Origin of the sequence: Ruficoccus sp. ZRK36, from assembly GCF_019603315.1 — a bacterium.
Lineage (GTDB): Bacteria > Verrucomicrobiota > Verrucomicrobiia > Opitutales > Cerasicoccaceae > Ruficoccus.
Map to the genome: position 1 here is coordinate 677,258 of NZ_CP080649.1, position 16,645 is coordinate 693,902.

At 59.6% G+C, this 16,645-nt stretch carries 20 protein-coding genes; 7 read left to right on the forward strand and 13 right to left on the reverse strand.

Annotation, left to right across the window (positions count from 1 at the left end):
- The first annotated feature begins 77 nt into the window (after positions 1 to 77).
- From K0V07_RS02940 to K0V07_RS02955, 4 genes are all read left to right on the forward strand, one after another.
- Positions 78 to 482 carry a VOC family protein gene (locus K0V07_RS02940; protein ID WP_220623043.1) on the forward strand — a complete coding sequence of 135 codons (405 nt, stop codon included), beginning with the start codon at positions 78 to 80 and terminating at the stop codon, positions 480 to 482.
- Between the two features lie 71 nt (positions 483 to 553).
- Positions 554 to 1,336 (forward strand): DeoR/GlpR family DNA-binding transcription regulator, encoded by a 783-nt coding sequence (locus K0V07_RS02945; RefSeq protein ID WP_220623044.1) that lies wholly within the window; start codon positions 554 to 556, stop codon positions 1,334 to 1,336.
- 41 nt (positions 1,337 to 1,377) lie between these two features.
- The gene (locus K0V07_RS02950; protein WP_220623045.1) at positions 1,378 to 2,787 is read left to right on the forward strand and encodes an FGGY-family carbohydrate kinase; all 1,410 of its coding nucleotides are present in this window, start codon (positions 1,378 to 1,380) and stop codon (positions 2,785 to 2,787) included.
- 159 nt (positions 2,788 to 2,946) lie between these two features.
- On the forward strand, positions 2,947 to 3,774 hold the full coding sequence (locus K0V07_RS02955) for a hypothetical protein (RefSeq protein WP_220623046.1): 828 nt from the start codon (positions 2,947 to 2,949) through the stop codon (positions 3,772 to 3,774).
- Here K0V07_RS02955 and K0V07_RS02960 read toward each other — a convergent pair.
- A complete protein-coding gene (locus K0V07_RS02960; protein ID WP_220623047.1) occupies positions 3,767 to 4,234 on the reverse strand; it encodes an NUDIX domain-containing protein in 468 nt (155 codons plus the stop codon). The genes K0V07_RS02955 and K0V07_RS02960 overlap by 8 nt on opposite strands.
- Before the next feature lie 117 nt (positions 4,235 to 4,351).
- The gene (locus K0V07_RS02965) at positions 4,352 to 5,098 is read right to left on the reverse strand and encodes a TVP38/TMEM64 family protein (protein ID WP_220623048.1); all 747 of its coding nucleotides are present in this window, start codon (positions 5,096 to 5,098) and stop codon (positions 4,352 to 4,354) included.
- Positions 5,099 to 5,190: 92 nt separating this feature from the next.
- Between K0V07_RS02965 and K0V07_RS02970 the strand changes: the two genes are divergently transcribed.
- Both K0V07_RS02970 and K0V07_RS02975 read left to right on the forward strand, forming a co-directional pair.
- Positions 5,191 to 5,916: a glycosyltransferase family 2 protein gene (locus K0V07_RS02970; protein ID WP_220623049.1), complete on the forward strand. Its 726-nt coding sequence runs from the start codon at positions 5,191 to 5,193 to the stop codon at positions 5,914 to 5,916.
- Positions 5,913 to 6,491 carry a hypothetical protein gene (locus K0V07_RS02975; RefSeq protein WP_220623050.1) on the forward strand — a complete coding sequence of 193 codons (579 nt, stop codon included), beginning with the start codon at positions 5,913 to 5,915 and terminating at the stop codon, positions 6,489 to 6,491. The genes K0V07_RS02970 and K0V07_RS02975 overlap by 4 nt, the downstream gene beginning before the upstream one ends.
- On the opposite strand, the gene rlmB is transcribed toward K0V07_RS02975, so the two are convergent.
- From rlmB to K0V07_RS03025, 10 genes are all read right to left on the reverse strand, one after another.
- Complete coding sequence (rlmB, locus tag K0V07_RS02980; protein ID WP_220623051.1) at positions 6,488 to 7,057, reverse strand: 23S rRNA (guanosine(2251)-2'-O)-methyltransferase RlmB; 570 nt, start codon at positions 7,055 to 7,057, stop codon at positions 6,488 to 6,490. The two genes, K0V07_RS02975 and rlmB, sit on opposite strands and share 4 nt — an antisense overlap.
- Positions 7,058 to 7,085: 28 nt before the next feature.
- The gene (locus tag K0V07_RS02985) at positions 7,086 to 8,336 is read right to left on the reverse strand and encodes a beta-ketoacyl-[acyl-carrier-protein] synthase family protein (protein ID WP_220623052.1); all 1,251 of its coding nucleotides are present in this window, start codon (positions 8,334 to 8,336) and stop codon (positions 7,086 to 7,088) included.
- A 72-nt stretch (positions 8,337 to 8,408) separates the two neighbouring features.
- Entirely contained in the window at positions 8,409 to 8,876 is a 468-nt protein-coding gene (locus K0V07_RS02990) for a hypothetical protein (protein WP_220623053.1), read from the reverse strand.
- A gap of 2 nt (positions 8,877 to 8,878) precedes the next feature.
- A complete protein-coding gene (locus tag K0V07_RS02995; protein WP_220623054.1) occupies positions 8,879 to 9,250 on the reverse strand; it encodes a phosphopantetheine-binding protein in 372 nt (123 codons plus the stop codon).
- A gap of 166 nt (positions 9,251 to 9,416) precedes the next feature.
- A complete protein-coding gene (locus K0V07_RS03000) occupies positions 9,417 to 9,848 on the reverse strand; it encodes a type II toxin-antitoxin system VapC family toxin (RefSeq protein ID WP_220623055.1) in 432 nt (143 codons plus the stop codon).
- A 191-nt stretch (positions 9,849 to 10,039) separates the two neighbouring features.
- Complete coding sequence (locus K0V07_RS03005; protein WP_220623056.1) at positions 10,040 to 10,231, reverse strand: hypothetical protein; 192 nt, start codon at positions 10,229 to 10,231, stop codon at positions 10,040 to 10,042.
- Between the two features lie 116 nt (positions 10,232 to 10,347).
- Positions 10,348 to 10,881, reverse strand: coding sequence for a hypothetical protein (locus K0V07_RS03010; RefSeq protein ID WP_220623057.1), 534 nt, complete (start codon positions 10,879 to 10,881; stop codon positions 10,348 to 10,350).
- Positions 10,882 to 11,038: 157 nt separating this feature from the next.
- Positions 11,039 to 11,647 (reverse strand): hypothetical protein, encoded by a 609-nt coding sequence (locus tag K0V07_RS03015; protein WP_220623058.1) that lies wholly within the window; start codon positions 11,645 to 11,647, stop codon positions 11,039 to 11,041.
- A gap of 76 nt (positions 11,648 to 11,723) precedes the next feature.
- Positions 11,724 to 12,701 (reverse strand): hypothetical protein, encoded by a 978-nt coding sequence (locus K0V07_RS03020; RefSeq protein ID WP_220623059.1) that lies wholly within the window; start codon positions 12,699 to 12,701, stop codon positions 11,724 to 11,726.
- 26 nt (positions 12,702 to 12,727) lie between these two features.
- On the reverse strand, positions 12,728 to 13,618 hold the full coding sequence (locus K0V07_RS03025) for an AAA family ATPase (RefSeq protein WP_220623060.1): 891 nt from the start codon (positions 13,616 to 13,618) through the stop codon (positions 12,728 to 12,730).
- Between the two features lie 402 nt (positions 13,619 to 14,020).
- Here K0V07_RS03025 and K0V07_RS03030 point away from each other — a divergent pair, with 402 nt between their 5' ends.
- Positions 14,021 to 14,728, forward strand: a complete 708-nt coding sequence (locus K0V07_RS03030; protein WP_220623061.1) for a hypothetical protein — start codon at positions 14,021 to 14,023, stop codon at positions 14,726 to 14,728.
- A gap of 235 nt (positions 14,729 to 14,963) precedes the next feature.
- On the opposite strand, the gene K0V07_RS03035 is transcribed toward K0V07_RS03030, so the two are convergent.
- Complete coding sequence (locus K0V07_RS03035; RefSeq protein WP_220623062.1) at positions 14,964 to 16,526, reverse strand: DUF1566 domain-containing protein; 1,563 nt, start codon at positions 16,524 to 16,526, stop codon at positions 14,964 to 14,966.
- Positions 16,527 to 16,645 lie beyond the last annotated feature (119 nt).

The following is a 16,645-nucleotide window of genomic DNA, read 5'->3' on the forward strand; positions in this document are numbered from 1 at the left end:
TCCGCGTCTGGGCGTTTGAAAGGTGTGGGGCCGATAGGCCCCGCGCAGCCACGCTTTAACGATTAATCGCTCAAACTTTGAACCTGAACAAGATCCTCGAAACCTGCCTCTACGCAGACGACCTGCCTGCGGCGGAAACCTTTTACACGCGCCTGCTCGGGCACGAGCCGCTGGCCCGCGAGGAGGGCAAGTACATCTTCTACAAGCTCGACGGCACCATGCTGCTGATCTTCGATCCGCAGGCCTCGGCTGATAACGACGAAGTGCCCCCGCACGGCACCCGCGGCTCCACCCACGTCTGCTTCCGCATCGAGGCGGCGGATATCCCCGGCTGGAGGTACCGGCTGGAGGAGCTGGGCATCCCGCTGGAGATGGAGCACATCTGGCGCGAGGGCGTGCACTCGCTCTACTTCCGCGATCCAGCCGGAAACAGCCTGGAAATTGCCCCCTGGAGCCTCTGGGACGCCCTGACGGAAGAATAGCTCCATCCCAGTGGAAGCAACTGAATGTTTTTGACAGTTTATGGAAGCGCCCTAGATTGACGGACGTTTCCATGACGAATAAACAGCGCCTCGACCTGATCGAAAAGTATATCCGCGAACACAAGTACGCGGACCTGCATACGCTTGCCGACAAGTTCGACATCAGCCTGTCCACCGTCCGGCGCGCGCTGAACGAGTTGGAGGCCGCCAATATCATCTGCCGCCACCATGGCGGAGCCAGTCTGGTCGAAGAGGACACCAGCTCGACCGGCTACGACTTTATCACGCAGGACAACCGCCAGACAGAGCAGAAGCACGCCATCGCCCGCAAGATGGCCGAGCTGATCGAGCCGGGCATGACCGTCATGCTCGATGGGGGCACCAGCACCTATACCGTGGCACGCGCCCTGGTGGAAAAGCGTCTGGTCGTCATCACCAATTCCCTGCCGATCGCTGCGCTCTTCGGCGAGGTCGGCTCCTCGGAGACGATTGTCACCGGTGGCACGGTCTACTCCCGCCTCGGCATCCTCTACGGCCCGGCCTGTGAGCAGGCGATCAACCGCGTACACGTGGACATCGCCGTGTGTGGCTGCGCCGGGATGACCCCCGAGGGCATCTGGAACAACAACTCCTTTATCGCGTCCTTCCAGCAGCACATGATCAATGTCTGCGACCAGCTCTACTTCGTCATGGACAGCACAAAGATGGGCAAACGCGCCCTGAGCCTGGTGACGGAGCTCTCCGACAAGTTTACCATCATCACCGACAAGGAGCCACCCGCCGAGATAGCGGAGCCTGCCGCCAAGGCCGGAACCCGTATCATCGTAGCACCTCCCAGCCGGATCGAATCCTGAAGCCACCTCTCGAACCCCAACCTTTTTCCAGCAACCCCTCCATGAACAAAGTACACGCCGCCGCCATCGACCTGGGAGCCACCAGTGGACGCGTCATCGTCGGAACCTGGTCTGACGATGGCCTCGAACTGACCGAGGTCCACCGCTTTCCCAACGGCTTCAATCGCCTGAACAATAACGACTACTGGGACATCGGCTCCCTCTTTGCCCAGGTCCGCAAGGGCCTGCAGGAGGCCAAGCGGCTCTTCCCCGGTCTGGTCTCGTGTGGCGTGGACACCTGGGGCGTGGACCACGTCCTGCTCGATGAGGACGGACGCCTGTGCTTCCCGATGCATGCCTACCGCGACCAGCGGACGGAGGCCCTGCGCAAGCGCATCATCGACTCCGGCGACGACCGTAAACTCTACGACTGGACCGGACTCCCCCCGATCAACTACAACACCGCCATCCAGCTCGGCGAAACCCTGAGCGCCTTCCCCCAGCTGAAGGAGATGGCCAACCGCGTGCTGCTGCTCCCGGATTATTTCAACTACCTGCTCTCGGGCAAGATGTGCAATGAGGTCTCGATTGCCAGCACCGGCCAGCTGCTCGACATCGACGGCGTCTCCTTTTCAGAAGAAACACTGGAGTACTTCGGCATCCCGCAAAAGTGGCTTGAGGGCCCCTCGAAAGCCGGAGCCAAGCTCGGCAAGGTCCGCGACATCGAAGGGCTCGAAGACGTCGAGACTATCCTCGTCCCCGGCCACGACACCTCCTGCGCCTTTGAGGCGATCCCGAAGACCGGTAACGATATCTTTATCTCCGCGGGCACCTGGCTGCTCGTCGGGGGCCTCACGGCCCAACCGGCTAAAGGCGACGATGCCTACAAGCTCGGAGTCAGCAATGAGCGCGACGGCCTGGGCGGCTATCGTCCGAATAAAATCCTGCTCGGGCTCTGGCTGCTGGAGCAGCTCTCCTCCAAGCTCCCCAACAAGCCCAAGAGTGGTGCCGAGTGGGATGCTGTCACTGACCAGGCCGCAGACCTGCCCACCCCCGATGTGCTCATCGACTGCACCGACGAAGCGCTTTTCAATCCCGAGGACATGAAGGCCGCGATCGACGAAAACCTGAGCCGCCAGGGTGGTACACCGCCTGAATCCCTCGCCGCCTATATGCGCTTGATCTGTGATTCACTGGCCCGCTCCGTCGCCGACTCCGTGGCCCTCTTTGGGCGCATGACGCACGAGGACTTTGACAACATCGCCATCGTTGGCGGTGGCTCCAAAAACCAGCTCCTGTGCCAGCGTATCGCCGATGCCAGCGGCCTGCCCGTCACCAGCTACAGCCTGGAGGGCACCTCCGTCGGCAACATCGGTTACCAGCTGCTCGGCATGGGCGTGATCGAGAATCTCGATGTGTACCGCGCCAAGATCGCGCAGGGCATCAACAAGCACGTCTACCGCCCGGCCTGACACAAAGCCGGGGCTCAGCCCCTATTTCCCAATAGGGGAAGCTAGTAGCCGAAGCGCTTGTTTCGGAAACGTCACCGCTACGCCACGCGTATGCCGTGCTGACACAATAATGTCGTCGATGTGACGGCTGTGATACCCGCAGCCGACACATTGATTGCCATGAAACTGCTACCTGCCCTCATCCTTTGTGCCTTGCTGTGCCCGGACATCCTGACCGCCGCTAACGCCCCCCGAGAGCCGGGACTTCGGGAAGTCCTGGCCGAGTATCAAAAAGTCCAGGGCGGCAAAACCTACATCTCGTCCATCGAGACGCTACGCATGGAGGGAACGATCGAGCAGGAAGGGGAAACCTACAGCTTCGTTCAGGTGAAGAAGAAGCCGAATCTGATGCGCATGACCATCGAGCTCGAAACGACAGACCTGATCATGGGCTACAACGGAAAAACGGCCTGGCAGACCACACGACAGCGCCCTCAAGCCCTGGAGCTGACCGGGGCCGCAAAACAGGAGCTGATTCGCGATGACGAAATGTTCGGGCATCTTCATACAGACGACAATACCACCATCACCCGCACCTACCTCGGCGAGGCCGAGCTGGATAACATCAAGGTCTTGCAGATCGAGGTCCAGCTAGAGGACGGTGGTGTCGAGCTCTACAGTATCGATCCGGACACCTATCTCGACTACGCCATGGCTTATACCTGGGTCGAGGATGGGCAAACACACACCACCGAGTACCGGTTTTCAGACTACCGCTCCGTGGACAAGCTCATACTCCCCCACCGCATCGAGTGCTATCAGGAGGGGGAGATTGCCTCTGTGGTGACGCTCGACAGCATCCGCCTGGATGCCGGTGTTTACCTGCCCTACTTCGATCCGCCGGGCGGCATTGAAGGGCGCGACGAGCTTCCCGTTAAAAATGAGACCCGGACCATGCCCACCGGGATGACGATTTCCGGCCCCAGCGCCCTGGCCAACGCTAATTAATGTCGCCGAGATAGAGGCGGGTCGCATTCACCTGCCCGTCGTCTATCAGCTTCTTTAGCACCTCGGGGTAGAACTCGATGTCGTTGAGTTTACTGAGGGGCAACCACTCGACCCCGATCTGGAGCCGGTCGCGCTCGGTGCCGGGGCTGGGCTCAACCCCCTCGGGCAGCGAACAATGGAAGACCACCTCAAGCTGGTGAAAATCCTTGTGAAGCTTGCGCAGGTGGTGATGGCGGCCGATGTACTCCCGCACATAGGCGATCTCGCCGGGAATGACCTTGGTGCCGATCTCCTCCAGGCATTCGCGCTGGAGGGTGTCCTGCAGCGTTTCGCCATGGCGTTGGCCGCCGCCGGGCAGGATGTAAAACACCTGAGAGGGTACGCGCTGCATACGCACAGCCAGTAACTGGCCGTCACGGATGATCAAAGCGCGAGCTGCGCTACGTACCCACTTTAACATCCCACCATGAAAATGCCAGCCACCCCCTCATGGCAAGCCCGCATCCCGCGTAGATCAGATTTGCCGATAATGCGTTCTTAAAACGTGTGCGGTGAATCCCTAAGCAGCGCCCCGCCCTCACAGTGCGTCGGCATCCTTGAGAGCCTTGCGGGCGACTCGTGCGATGTAGACAGAGGCAAACAGCGCCACGATGGCGCCCACAATCATGCTGGCATAGTGCACCCAGCCATGGTGCTCCTGGCCGGTGGCCAAGCGCGTCAGGTGCCGGGCGACGACCCCGTAGTAAACCACGGCCAGCAGGCTCGGGAGCATACCCACGCTGGCCAGCATATACGTGCGGAAGCGGATACGGCTCACCCCGAGCACATAGCTCAGCGGGCTGAAGGGCACCGGCCCCAACCGCAGCAGGAAGCCAATCCGCAGGCCCTTTTTACTGACAGCCTTGTCGATGGCACGGAAGCGCGGATGCTTCTCCATGAAGCTTTCGATACGTTTCTTCAGAAAGCCGCGCGCGATAAAAAACTGGATCACCATCGCGATGTACTCCGTCAGCGCCGCCAGCGCAAAGCCCCACCCCAGATCAAAGAGCGTACCGGCCGTAAAGACGAAGATGTCCGCCGGCAGACAGAGCAAACTCGCCACCAGAAAAATCGCGCAGAAGATAACCGGCATCCACGGCCCCTGCTCCTCGATCCACCCCTCCATACCCGGCAGGTCCGCATCGAGATGCTTACCAATCACAACCACCAGCACGATCGCGATCGTGATGACACAGCCACGAATCAACAAGGTGCGCCAATGATGGCGGGCGTAGACAGGGACTTTGGCCGCGGTTTCCAAATGCCGGACAAGGAAACGGTGCATGATCACGGATTATCCCGGAAAGCTTTCCCGCTTCAAGCGCGAATCCATACCGTCTTGCCAAGCCTGCCGCACCCGTCAATACTAGGCTCAGAATGATCCTGAGCGTCATCGTACCCTGCTACAACGAGGAGGAAACCGTCCTCAAGATACTTGGCCGCATCAAGGAGAGCCCCGTCTTTTCCGAGCACGAGCTGGAGCTCATCGTCGTGGACGACTGCTCGACCGATAACACGCTCGGCGTGCTGGAGGCTAGCCCCGATGCCTACCACAAGCTCCTGCGCCACGAGGTCAACCAGGGCAAGGGCGCGGGCCTGCGCACCGGCATTGCCGCCGCCACGGGGGACATCGTCATCATCCAGGACGCTGACCTCGAGTACGATCCGCGTGACTACCCCGTGCTCATCGCGCCGATTCTTTACCGCGGCGCGGACGTGGTCTTCGGCTCACGTTTTCTGGGTGGCGGCCCCCACCGCGTGGTTTACTTCTGGCACATGCTCGGGAATCGCTTCCTGACCACGCTCTCGAACATGTTCACGAACATCAACCTGACCGACATGGAAACCTGCTACAAGGTCTGCCGGCGGGACATCATCCAGCAGTTCCAGATCGAGGAAGACCGTTTCGGGTTCGAGCCAGAGATCACCGCCAAGCTCGCCCACTCCGGCTGTATCATCTACGAGGTCGGCATCAGCTACGACGGGCGCACCTACTCCGAGGGTAAAAAGATCGGCTGGAAAGACGGCGTGCGCGCCATCTACGCCATCCTCAAATACAACCTCTTCCGTAAGCACAAACGCTTCTACGGCATGGGCGGATGAACTGGCCAGCTACACTTTTTTCGGGCCTACGCAAGCTAGATAAGCAAGAAGCCCCGCACGGGCTGTACGGCTTGCGAAAAAAGCACAGCTGGCCCAATCGACTCATACCTCTCTATCAACTCTACGGGGGAAAAATCCCTGAGGCCGATTTGGGAAAACAGTGCGGCTGGGAAGTTCACTGGAAAACGACCGATCGAATTATCTTTCGTCTCGAGAGCGATGAATATCTGGATCTGCATCTCCACACGCAGGCATCCACAAAAGTTCGCTGCTTTGGCGATACATTTCGCCTAGATAAACAACATGACAAAGAACCTATCGACCTAGCGAAACGGGTACTCAAGCTTGCGCCGAAATTGCATACAGAAAGCAATCTGTATAGGCCCTACCAAGGTCTTCTCATCATTGCCCATGCCCCGGGAGAAAGAGATTTTGAGAAACACTATCAAAATCCTCTTAACCCCGATTTTCTTAACCGCTATCACCTATCGCACCACCGAACAGTCTGGAAAGACATGCACGGTCGGAATTTCTTCACAGGCCTTTTCCTGTGGGCGCATGAACAGAGCTGCTAGCCCTGCCGTTGCCGGACGGCCTCGAAGAGGCAGACGCCGGTGGCGACGGAGAGGTTGAGGCAGTCGACGGAGCCGAGCATGGGGATCTTGACCAAGAAGTCGCACTTGTCGGCGATGGACTTGCGCACGCCGAGGTCTTCGCGGCCGAGCACGATGGCCAGCGGGCCTTTCATGTCCACCTCGTAGAGCAGCTGCGACTCCTTGTCACCGGTGCCCACGATCCACAGGCCGATTTCCTTGAACTTCTCCAGGGTGCGGTTGAGGTTCTGCACCTGGATGTAGGGGACCTTGTCGGCCCCACCGCAGGCGATGCGGCGCACGGTCTCGGTCAGCCCGACGGTGTGCTTCTGCGGAGCCACCACGAAGTCCACCCCGGCAGCGTCGGCGCTGCGCAGGCAGGCCCCGAGGTTATGCGGGTCCTGCACGCCGTCGATAACGAGCACGAAGGGGTCCTCGACCTCGCGGAGCTTGGCCAGGAACTGCTTCTCGTCCATCGGCTCGATGGCGATGCGGTCACCGGTGTGGGCGTTGTCGCGGCCGTGCTGGCCGTAGCGGCGTTTACTCATGGATAAATGGAAAGTTGGGACGTCGCGCCTAGGCGGACTTGAAGACGGTGACGACATTCGCGCCGCCGAAGCCGCTGCTGTTGGACAGGGCGACTTGCGGGCCCTTGTCGAGCGTCTCGCGGATGATGTTCAGGTCGGCACCCTCGGGGTCCATCTCGGTGATGTGGGCCGAGCCGGGCGTGAAGCCTTCCTTCATGCCCAGCAGGGTGAAGCCTGCCTCCATCGCGCTGGCCAGCGATAGCCCGTGGCCGGTCAGGGCCTTGGTGCTGGAAATGGCCGGGCCACCCGTCCCGAAGACCTTGCGGATGGCCTTCAGCTCAGAGGTGTCGCCAATCGGCGTGGAAGTAGCGTGGGCGTTGATGTAGTCCACCTCGCTGGCCGCGGTGCCGGTAGCCTTGAGCGCCAGCTCGGTGGCACGGGCCAACCCATCGCCCTCAGGGTGCGAGATGGCGACATTGTAGCCGTCGGAGGCCTGCCCCCATCCGCTGAAGCGGCCATAGACGGGCGCTCCACGGGCAGCGGCGCACTCCTCGGACTCGAGAACCAGCGCGGTAGCGCCGCCGGTGCCGACGAAGCCGTTACGGGACTTGTCAAAGGGACGGGAGCCGGGCGGCTCGGCATCGGGGCTGAGCGCACGCATGGCGCCAAAGGGCAGGATCGTCTCCAGGTCGCCGTCTTCGGCACCGATCACGATGATCCGCTCCTGGCGGCCCAGGGCAATCGTGTCCCAGGCGTAGCCCAGGGCGTGGTTAGAGGAAGCACAGGCCGAGACAAAGCCCCCGGAGGCACCGAGGATCTTGTGCAGGGCCACGAGGTTAAAGGTGAGCGTACCGGTGACCGAGGAGACGACCCCCATCGGGCTGGCGCGGCGCAGGCCGAGCTTTTTCAGCCGGTTCATGTGGTGGGAAAGCAGTCTGGCCGAACCCGCCGAGGAAGCAAAGAGGCCGGTGTCGGGGTTGGAAATATCGTCGGGGCTCAGACCGGCATCCTCGACCGCCTGCACCAGCGCGCAGTGCGCATAGAGGACGTGCGGAGCCATGGCGCGGATCTGCTCGCGCTTGAGGGCATAGCGCTCCGGGTAGGTCCAGTCTTCCGGGTCAATCGCACTCACGTCAAAGTCCTTGACCTTGCCTGTGAGGTGAATGCGCTCGCCCGCTTCCTCGAAGCGATCATACACAGCGATGCCGTGTGTGAGTTCTCGCAAGCTCCGGGAGACAGTGGCCTTATCATTACCGATACTGGTAATGAAGCCGAGGCCGGTAACGACAACGTTTCTCATATAGTTGAACTCTACGGGTCGGCCCGTGGGCTTCAAATGGAAAAAGCACCCAAAGGCAGATCGTTACGCCGGTCAGGAACGCCAGTCAAACATCAGGTTGATCCCCTCAGCATAGGCCGTACGCTGCCCATCCACGGTGATCGACCCCTGAAAACCGGCCCGGGGGTGGCGAATGCGCCGCGCCTTGATCTGCATGTCCAGCACATCGCCGGGGCGGCAGAAGCGCGAGCAGCGCACCTCGTCGCTGGAATGGAAGAAGATCTTGGCCGGGTCAGCGGTTTTGCCCTGCAGGAGGGACGAAGGGGCCGAGACCAGGAAAAGGACAGCGAGCTGACCCAGTGCCTCCAGCATGATCGAAGCGGGAAAGACCGGATTATCCCGAAAATGCCCGCGCAGGAAGAACTCGTCGCCGCGAATACGGTAGGTGCCAGTGGCCGATTCCTCACTCAGCGTCGCCGAGTCGAGGAAAAGGAAGGGGTCGTCGTGGGGGATGGCGGCCGCAATGGCTGCCGCATCAAGCTGCAGGGACTCCTGGCCCATGCCTAGTCGTCCAGCTTCTTGGTAATGAAGGTCTTGACGTCGCCGATCGTAGACAGGTTACGCAGTTCGTCGTTGTCCACGGTGATATCGAGCGTTTCCTCAACCATCATGATAACTTCTACCATGGTGAGCGAGTCGATGCCGAGGTCTTCGTTGATGCGGGTATCGTCGTTGCCTTCTTTGAGCTTGGGGCGAGCATCGGGCTCCATCACGCGCTCCAGAATGCCCATAATGATGACCGGCACCTGCGACTTGTCGCCGTTTTTACGATAGGCGATGGCAGCATCAATAGTTTCGGGCGAGCAACGCTTGAGAGACTCCTTCAGTTCCGCTTCGTCTTCAGCGGTAAAAGGCTTAGGTTCATTAGCTTCCATGGCCGATTTAAAAGATACAGACCCCTACTTTGGCAAACCTCTTTTTGCCCCGATAAGTGCTGGGGGCCGGATTGGGCATGTTATTCAAAAAGACGATAGTTAACACGCGTGGCATAAATAAGTGCGCCTGCTGCCAACACATACTGCGTAAACCCGCCTACGTGCCTCAAACGCCTTGGCCATGATCCTGCTCTTCACCGCGTGCGAACTGCTCCAGGGAGATCGTTGAGCGGGGAAAGGCCTCCAACAATCGCTCGTTGGCAGTCACCAGCAAGACATTGAGCTCCTGGGCGAGAGCCACGTACTCGCACTCATAGGCGGAGCACACGCTCTGGGCCGCCAGCAGGATAACCGTCTCCGAAAGGATGTTGTACTGCCGGGGGTGCATCTTCTCCTCCGCCGCGTTCATAATCTCCAGGCAGGCAGCCGGGTCGACTTTGTGCTCACGCTGGTAGCGAGCGAGTACGTTACGCAGCTCGGAGCGCCAGAGTGGGCTGGACGCCCATGCGCTGTCGCGTTCGTAGGTCTGCTGCGCCCAGGGCGTATTGGCACCGGGCAGGAGCAAAGGGGCTATTACGGTCGTATCGACAACAATCATGGGGCAGCAGGAGAGGGTTGAGAGAGCCTAGGGCCTGTTCAGATAAACGGAAAAGATGGGAAAATGAGGGGTTTTCATGACAGAAAGGAGCTTTTGAGATGAGGTGAATCCAGATTCATCGAGTCGAAAAAGGTCAGTTTCGGGCTAAAAACACCCATTTCAGCCGCTTTGAGCGTTAATCTGAAAAGGCCCTAAGCCCGGCCGTCATCAATCAGGGCAGCGAGCTGGTCGCGCTGGAGAAAGGCAGAGGTCTTCTGACGCAGGCGCGGGGCTGTTTGCCGGAAACGCTCTTCACGCCGGATCATCCGCTCCAGGCCGACCTCCAGACACTCAGAAAGCTCTTCCTGGAGGCTGGTGTGACGTCGGTGGGCGCGAAATCTCAAACGACGTAAAAGCAACGGGGGTATATTAACATCGTCCATACCCACAATAAGCACCAACACCCCACCCCCTGTCAAACGGGCGAGCGATTCTTCAGAGGCGGCTAAAGGTGGTGATCTCAGGCCCGCAGGCGCAAAAGCTCATCCTCGCTGATACGGCGAAAACTGGCCCGATAGCCGCCAGCCACCGCAATGCCGTAGAAGAGCACATCTATCGGCTGGAAGGACTCGATCATCACCTCTGGCAGATAGCTATAGTCAAACAGGACAAGCACCTGCCAGATACTGACCTCATACTCGATGCTGACAAAGCCAAGCTGGCTGAGGAAATTACCCAGCACGCAGCCCAGCAGGGCAAAACAGGCACCGGCGACGCCAAAAGGAGGCGTCATCCCCCGGCCCGCGATCCGCACCGCCAAGCCGACGAAAAACCCGACCGCTACAGCGAAATAGCCAATCTGAAAGTGGGTGAGGACCGTGATCCAAGCCCACACTCCGGCGGCAACCACCGAGGCTACCAAGCCAGCAACGATCCCCAGTGACAGACTCTGCCGGGACTGGATCTCTCGGGCGAAGTCATCCGCACTGAGATAAGGCGCGGTCGTTGGCCTTGCTTCAGGATTAACAACGGGCGGCGGCGTATAGTTAGCCATGATAATAAAACAGGGATGGATGGGAGGCGTGATGCCAGCATGCCGACCTATAATACAGTATGACAATTAAAATACGCAAAAACACATTGTTAGTAATAAATCATAAAAACCCAATTAGGGTGTCTGATTCACCAACATCAAGGCTAACGCCCCTAAGCTATTCAGCCCGCTCGCGAGGCTCCTGGGGCGATTTTACCCCCTCGCGCGCATCGAGGATCTCCGCACGCACGTCGAGCTCGGTCTCACGCTCCTGCTGCTCCATCGTCTTCTCAAAGAGGATATTCTCAGCCTGTTCGACATATGCCTCGCGCTCCTTGAGCAGGGCACGAGACTCCTCCAGTGAGCGCTCCTGTTTTTCCAGCTTCTGCTGTAGGTCAAGTAGCGCCTCGCGCTCCTCGTCGGAAATCAAATCGCTCTGCTCCTCCTGCTGTTGACTGGCGTGGTGCCGCTGCGACTCAAAGACCTTGCGGCGAGCCTCCAGCAAGGCCTCAGCCTCCCACAGCTCGCGCTCCTTCTCCGTCAGGCGCGTTTCCAGCTCCTGAACATGGCGCTCACGCTCCAGCAACTCTTTCTCCAGGCGGCGGAGGGTCCGCTCAACCTCATCGACCTCTGTCGGCTCCAGAGTACGGGGTTCGCCAAAGGGATGGCGCGTCTTTTTGACAAACGTATCAATCGCCTCCCGCGACTGCAGCGAGACTTCGGCCGTGCGACGCTGCTCCGGGCGCAGGCTGAGGACACGTTTTTTGGGTAGGATCGGTTTAGCCATAGCTGACGGGTTGAAATATGCGGGGAAATCGCAGCAAGGAACCCGTCAAGAATCCGGCAGCACGCCGACAACGGACTCAACGGCCAAAGAACCGCCCGAAGAACCCCTTCTTTTTGACCGGTTCGTCGCCATCATCAACGGCGCCGCTGCGCTGCTTGAGGTAGCGGGCGGTGACACGGATCGCGATGACTTCTTTTTCCGGGTCGTTAAGAACCATAAAAATACGTTCCAGCGTGACCCCTGAGCGGATTTTTTGATCCAGCTCGGGCACCTGCTTGTTGAAATACAGGCACTGCTCGATCACTTTCTGCATCAGCACTTCTTCGAGCTGGGCGGCCTGCTCCTTCGTGAGGTTGGCCTTGGCGCTCTCGATGGGTCCCAGCTTGGCACCATAGCGCTTGAGGAGGGTGTACTTCTCATTCTCTGCCAGCTGATTGAGGACCAGTCCGATCGCCTCGGGCAGGTGTAGCCCCTTGTGGCCGGGCCGGAACGGCAGGTACCGGGCGATGGCTTGCTCGTCGGGCGCACTCAGACCACTGAGCAAGCCCTTGAAATCACCACCCACCACGACGTTTTGCGCCATGCGGTGGGAGAAATCAGCGAATTGACCGAGCGTGCGAATGTCCTCGGCCTGGCAGAAATCAATCGTCTCGGGCGAAAGGCCGCTGAAGTTGAGCGGAAATTCCTTGTCGATTTCGAAGCGGGCAAGGTTGCGGCCGATCTTGTCTTCACGCTGAGTGGCGGCATCCACCGTGGCAACCATCTCACCAAACGGATCCTCAAAGGCGATGGTTTCACGTAAAATATCAATGAGCAGGTCGATGCGGTCAGGGTTTTCCGCCAGCCCGTGCAGCTCGTGCAGCTCCTCCCAGGTATAGTCGATGTATTTACCGGGGACCTCGCCTTTACCGCGCAAGGGCCACTCCGACAGGCCGGACTCCTCCGCCAACGCCTTCAGCCGTACCTCCGACATCGTCGGGGTCATTCCGGAACGGACTTCGTCCCAGTCTTTTTTTCCGTATCGGCGAGTGCTGGTAGGATCGGTATCGGCCATAGCTGAATTCATTGCTTAGCCTTACCCTATGCCATAGGTTCGTGTTGATCAAGCTCTGCAGCCACTCGCTGGTAGTCTGTCGCGACGGAGTCCTCCTCACGGGCCACCTGGCCGACGAGGTTGACGGGCAGGCCGAGCGTCACCGCACGGCGTACCACCATCGCGTCGCGAATCTGGGACTCGAAGATCTTGGTCGAGGGATCGATACGGCGTTGATTGCGGAACTGGTTGATCCGGAGCTGCATGCGCATTTTCGGAACTTCGATATCCACGTTCGCCTTGATCGAGTTAAAGATGACACCGCGGCAGAGCGCGGGGCGGCCCATGCCCGGGATCCGGAAGCTGGCCGAGCGCTGATGGAAGAGCAGGAGCTTCTCCACCAGTAGCGTAAAGCCGATCAGGCTGAGCGCGTCCGGGTTAGCGGGCACGTATATCTCATTACTGGAGAAGATGCCACACTGCGAGGCACGCAGGACATTCGGCGGGCAGTCAAAAAGGATGTAGTCGTAATTATCCTCGATCGGCCGGAGCTGATTATAAAAGCGCAGGTACGGGGGCTCCGAAGGGTCGGACTGGTACTCGTTCTCGAGGTCGACGAGGTTAAAGGTGGTCGGCAGCAGGTCGAAGCCCGGCAGCAGGTTTTCGCCAGTCTTACTGGCCACGACGTCGCGTACGAGGATGTCCGAGAGCACCTGTTTCGCCGGATCAAAAATGGAGAAGACGGAGCCTTCACCATTAATGTTCAGCTTATTCCAGCGATCGAGCCGCATCAGCCAGATACTGGCATTGGACTGGGTATCGAGGTCAACAAGCAGCACCTTCTTACCCATCTGGGACAGACAGGCGGCAATATTGACGATCATCGAAGTCTTACCGACGCCGCCCTTATAGTTTACGAAACAAATTTTACGTGGCATGGGAATGCAATCTCAACGGTAACGGGTCAAAAGGGCGGATAATAAGGAGGTTTTCCTATTCTTCCAGTTTAAAAACAAAGGCTAATCATGGCGAATGCTGAACTGCAACCATCTTGATTAGCAGGGGCTAAGAGAGCTCAGCATAACAGAACGAGCCTGAAATTAACATGCGGATCATTACCTAGTCCGACTAGGTAAATCCCTGTATATAAGCGGCTCAAAACACAGTGGTTGCGCGAGCACGAGGCTAGATTCCATCCCTTGTCCAGACTAGTGATAATTACACGAGACACTAGGTGGGAGACCTAAGAATTTTTATTTGACCACCTCGTTACTAACGGTTCCAATAGCTACTCCCTTCCGAGGCACTTACGCGTGTCGCAACTTCTACTTACCCCCGCTATGATGCGTAAATTCAAAGTCAGTACGGAAATCGTAACGTACATCTGGGCCGAATCTTCTGAAGACGCGGCCAAGTACCAAAGCGAGCTGATCAATCAGGAGCAGCTCACCCTGAATAAAGACGGCCAGCAAACGGTCCGCTTCTCGCGGGCACTCGGAGTCAAGTTCCTCGAAGCCCCCGAAGACATCTCCTGCACCCGCAACCCGGCCGAGAAGCCCCGCCCCCAGGACTGGCTGGAGATTTCGCAGGACGGTCTCTCCACCGTCGCGCTGGTCCGCCGCATGTCCAAGCGGCGCGTGTACTACTACGAAGCCGTCACCGGCACCGAGCGCTCAATTTCCCGTGAAGCCTGGACCCGCTGGGCCTCCAACTACACACTGCACCCCGCCTACGAGCACGTCCTGCCGACCTTTATCGCCGCCGAGGCCATCCGCCTGCACGAGGAGAAAGGCCTGCTCACCGGCACCAGCGCCACCCCGGAATCTGCGATCATCCTCGCTGTACTCGAAAAGTACGGCTACGAGCCCACAGACTGGGAACTGCGCAATGGCTACTGGGCGGAAAACGCTATCGAAAAGTCCATCGCCCAGCACATCCTGGACAAGACGCCTACCGCAGATCAAATGGCCAACGCCGGCAGCGGTGGAGAGGAAAGCTGGGGCGACATCCAATTCTCCAGCAATCTGCCCACTATCGACGACCTCTAGTGCGTGACCGCACTCGAGATTAGTGGGGCTATGCCCCATCGCTCGCGGTCAATTGTGATTTGCCGACAAATTTCGCGCCCTACCGGTGCGGGATCTGCGAAGTTCGTTTGAGTTGGCGACAACTGCGCTGCCCCAGACAGGCATAGCTTTGCACCCAGTTTTGATGCCCTGCTCAGCATCGAAAGTGCCGGACTTAGTCCTGCTGGTCTGCGTAGGCCCAGCACATGACACAATCCTAGCGCTGAGGCGGGACGCCGCGTCCGGGAGGTGGGCCGGAGGGAGCCTCGTCTTCGGTGAGGGTGCCGTCGCCGTTTTTATCCAGCACATCGAAGTGGTTCGGAGGGCCGTCGAACTCGCTGCGTGAGACCTTGCCGTCCCCGTCGCGGTCCAGATGCTCGATAAAGCTGGGGCGATTGCCACCCGGGCCCCGCATGCCACCGGGCCCCTGGTCCGAGTTACTCTGCCCCTGCCCTCGCATCATACCTCCAGTGCGAGGGCGCACGGAGCTACTCTCGGCAGGCTTATAGCGATGCCCGTCCACCACGACTTGGGTCGGGTAGGCATCCGGATCGCTGGCGGGAGCTTTTGCTCGAAAGACCGCCGCGCCGCCACGGACGCAGCGCACAAAGTTGTTCACGCGGACAATGTCTCCCTGCGGACCGTGGCCCTCGGGGTTGGCCTCACCGGTCTTGGGGTCGCTTCGCTGAGCGCCAGCCCCGTGCACGTCCATCAGTTGGCCGTGCATGCGCCCCAGCGCCCGCCCAAAGGCGATGTAGGCGGCCTGGACATTGGGACCGTCACAGTGCGTGGTCGATGTCCAGTAAAAGGCCCAGTCCTTAGCTCCGCCCTCATTCTTAATCGCGGTACAGGCGAAGACCGGGTCGATCGCGGGCGAGTCCGTGGTATCCGGGGAGCGGGTGTAATCGACGATCGACTGCAGCTCCTTGGCCGTCGGCAGACGCCAGTCGTCGAAGCCGCCCAGCTGCAGGTTTTCGGCGTAGGCGAGCGCGTCTTCCCAGTTCATGCCCTTCCCGCTGTCAGCCTGCATCCATACCAGGCCGGTGGCGGTGTCAGTGACGGTGCCGTCCTCGTTGTGCACGAAGCTATTCTCACCATAAGGCCCGCCACGCACATAGCGGACATAGAATTTCTTTTCCCGGTCACGTCCGGGTAGCGTGTAGCCGTAGCCCTTGATGCGGCCATCGGCGAAGTTCACCCCAAAGAGCGTTTTGGCGCCGTGCATGGTCGTGCTGACATACTCGGTGGAGCTCAGCCACTGCGCGTCGATGTAGCGCTCCCCCGCCGCCTCGTCCCCGTAGGCAAAGGCAAAGTAATCCGTGTCGATGTAGGGGATGGCATCTGCCGGAGCCGACCCACGGGACTGCCCGCCCGTGCCGGTGCGCCCGCGAAAGTCCATCAGCGAGTAGAGTTCCTTGATCGTGGGCACCCGCCAGTCATCGTACCCGGCCAGCTTGAGGGTCGCGGCGGTCTTCTTGGCTTCGGCAAGCGAGAGCTTGGTTTTATCCAGCCCTTGCGACCACATCAGCCCCGTGTTGAGATCGCTTACCGTGCCGTCGCCGTTGTCACGGTAAGCGGGCGGATGGGCGGCGAACTCGGCGTCCTGCCCGTAAAAAGGCTGTCCCGGCTGCGGATAGGCAATGGCACGGGTGTTATCATAGCAGGTGACCTGGCCGGTATCGACCACGGTAAAGGTACCGACTTGGGCCGAAACGATCAGGGGGAACAGGCAGCCAACCGCCTGGAGAGAGAAACGTGTGAGAAGGGTACAGGATTTCATAACGAGAGGGAGGAGAGACTCCTTGAGGCAACCCCGCCCAGCGTGGAAAGTTACCGCTCCCCTCCCCTTCGAGCCCTAAAAAAGCAGGCGCCCACCGGGACGCCTGCTTTCAAAGTTAG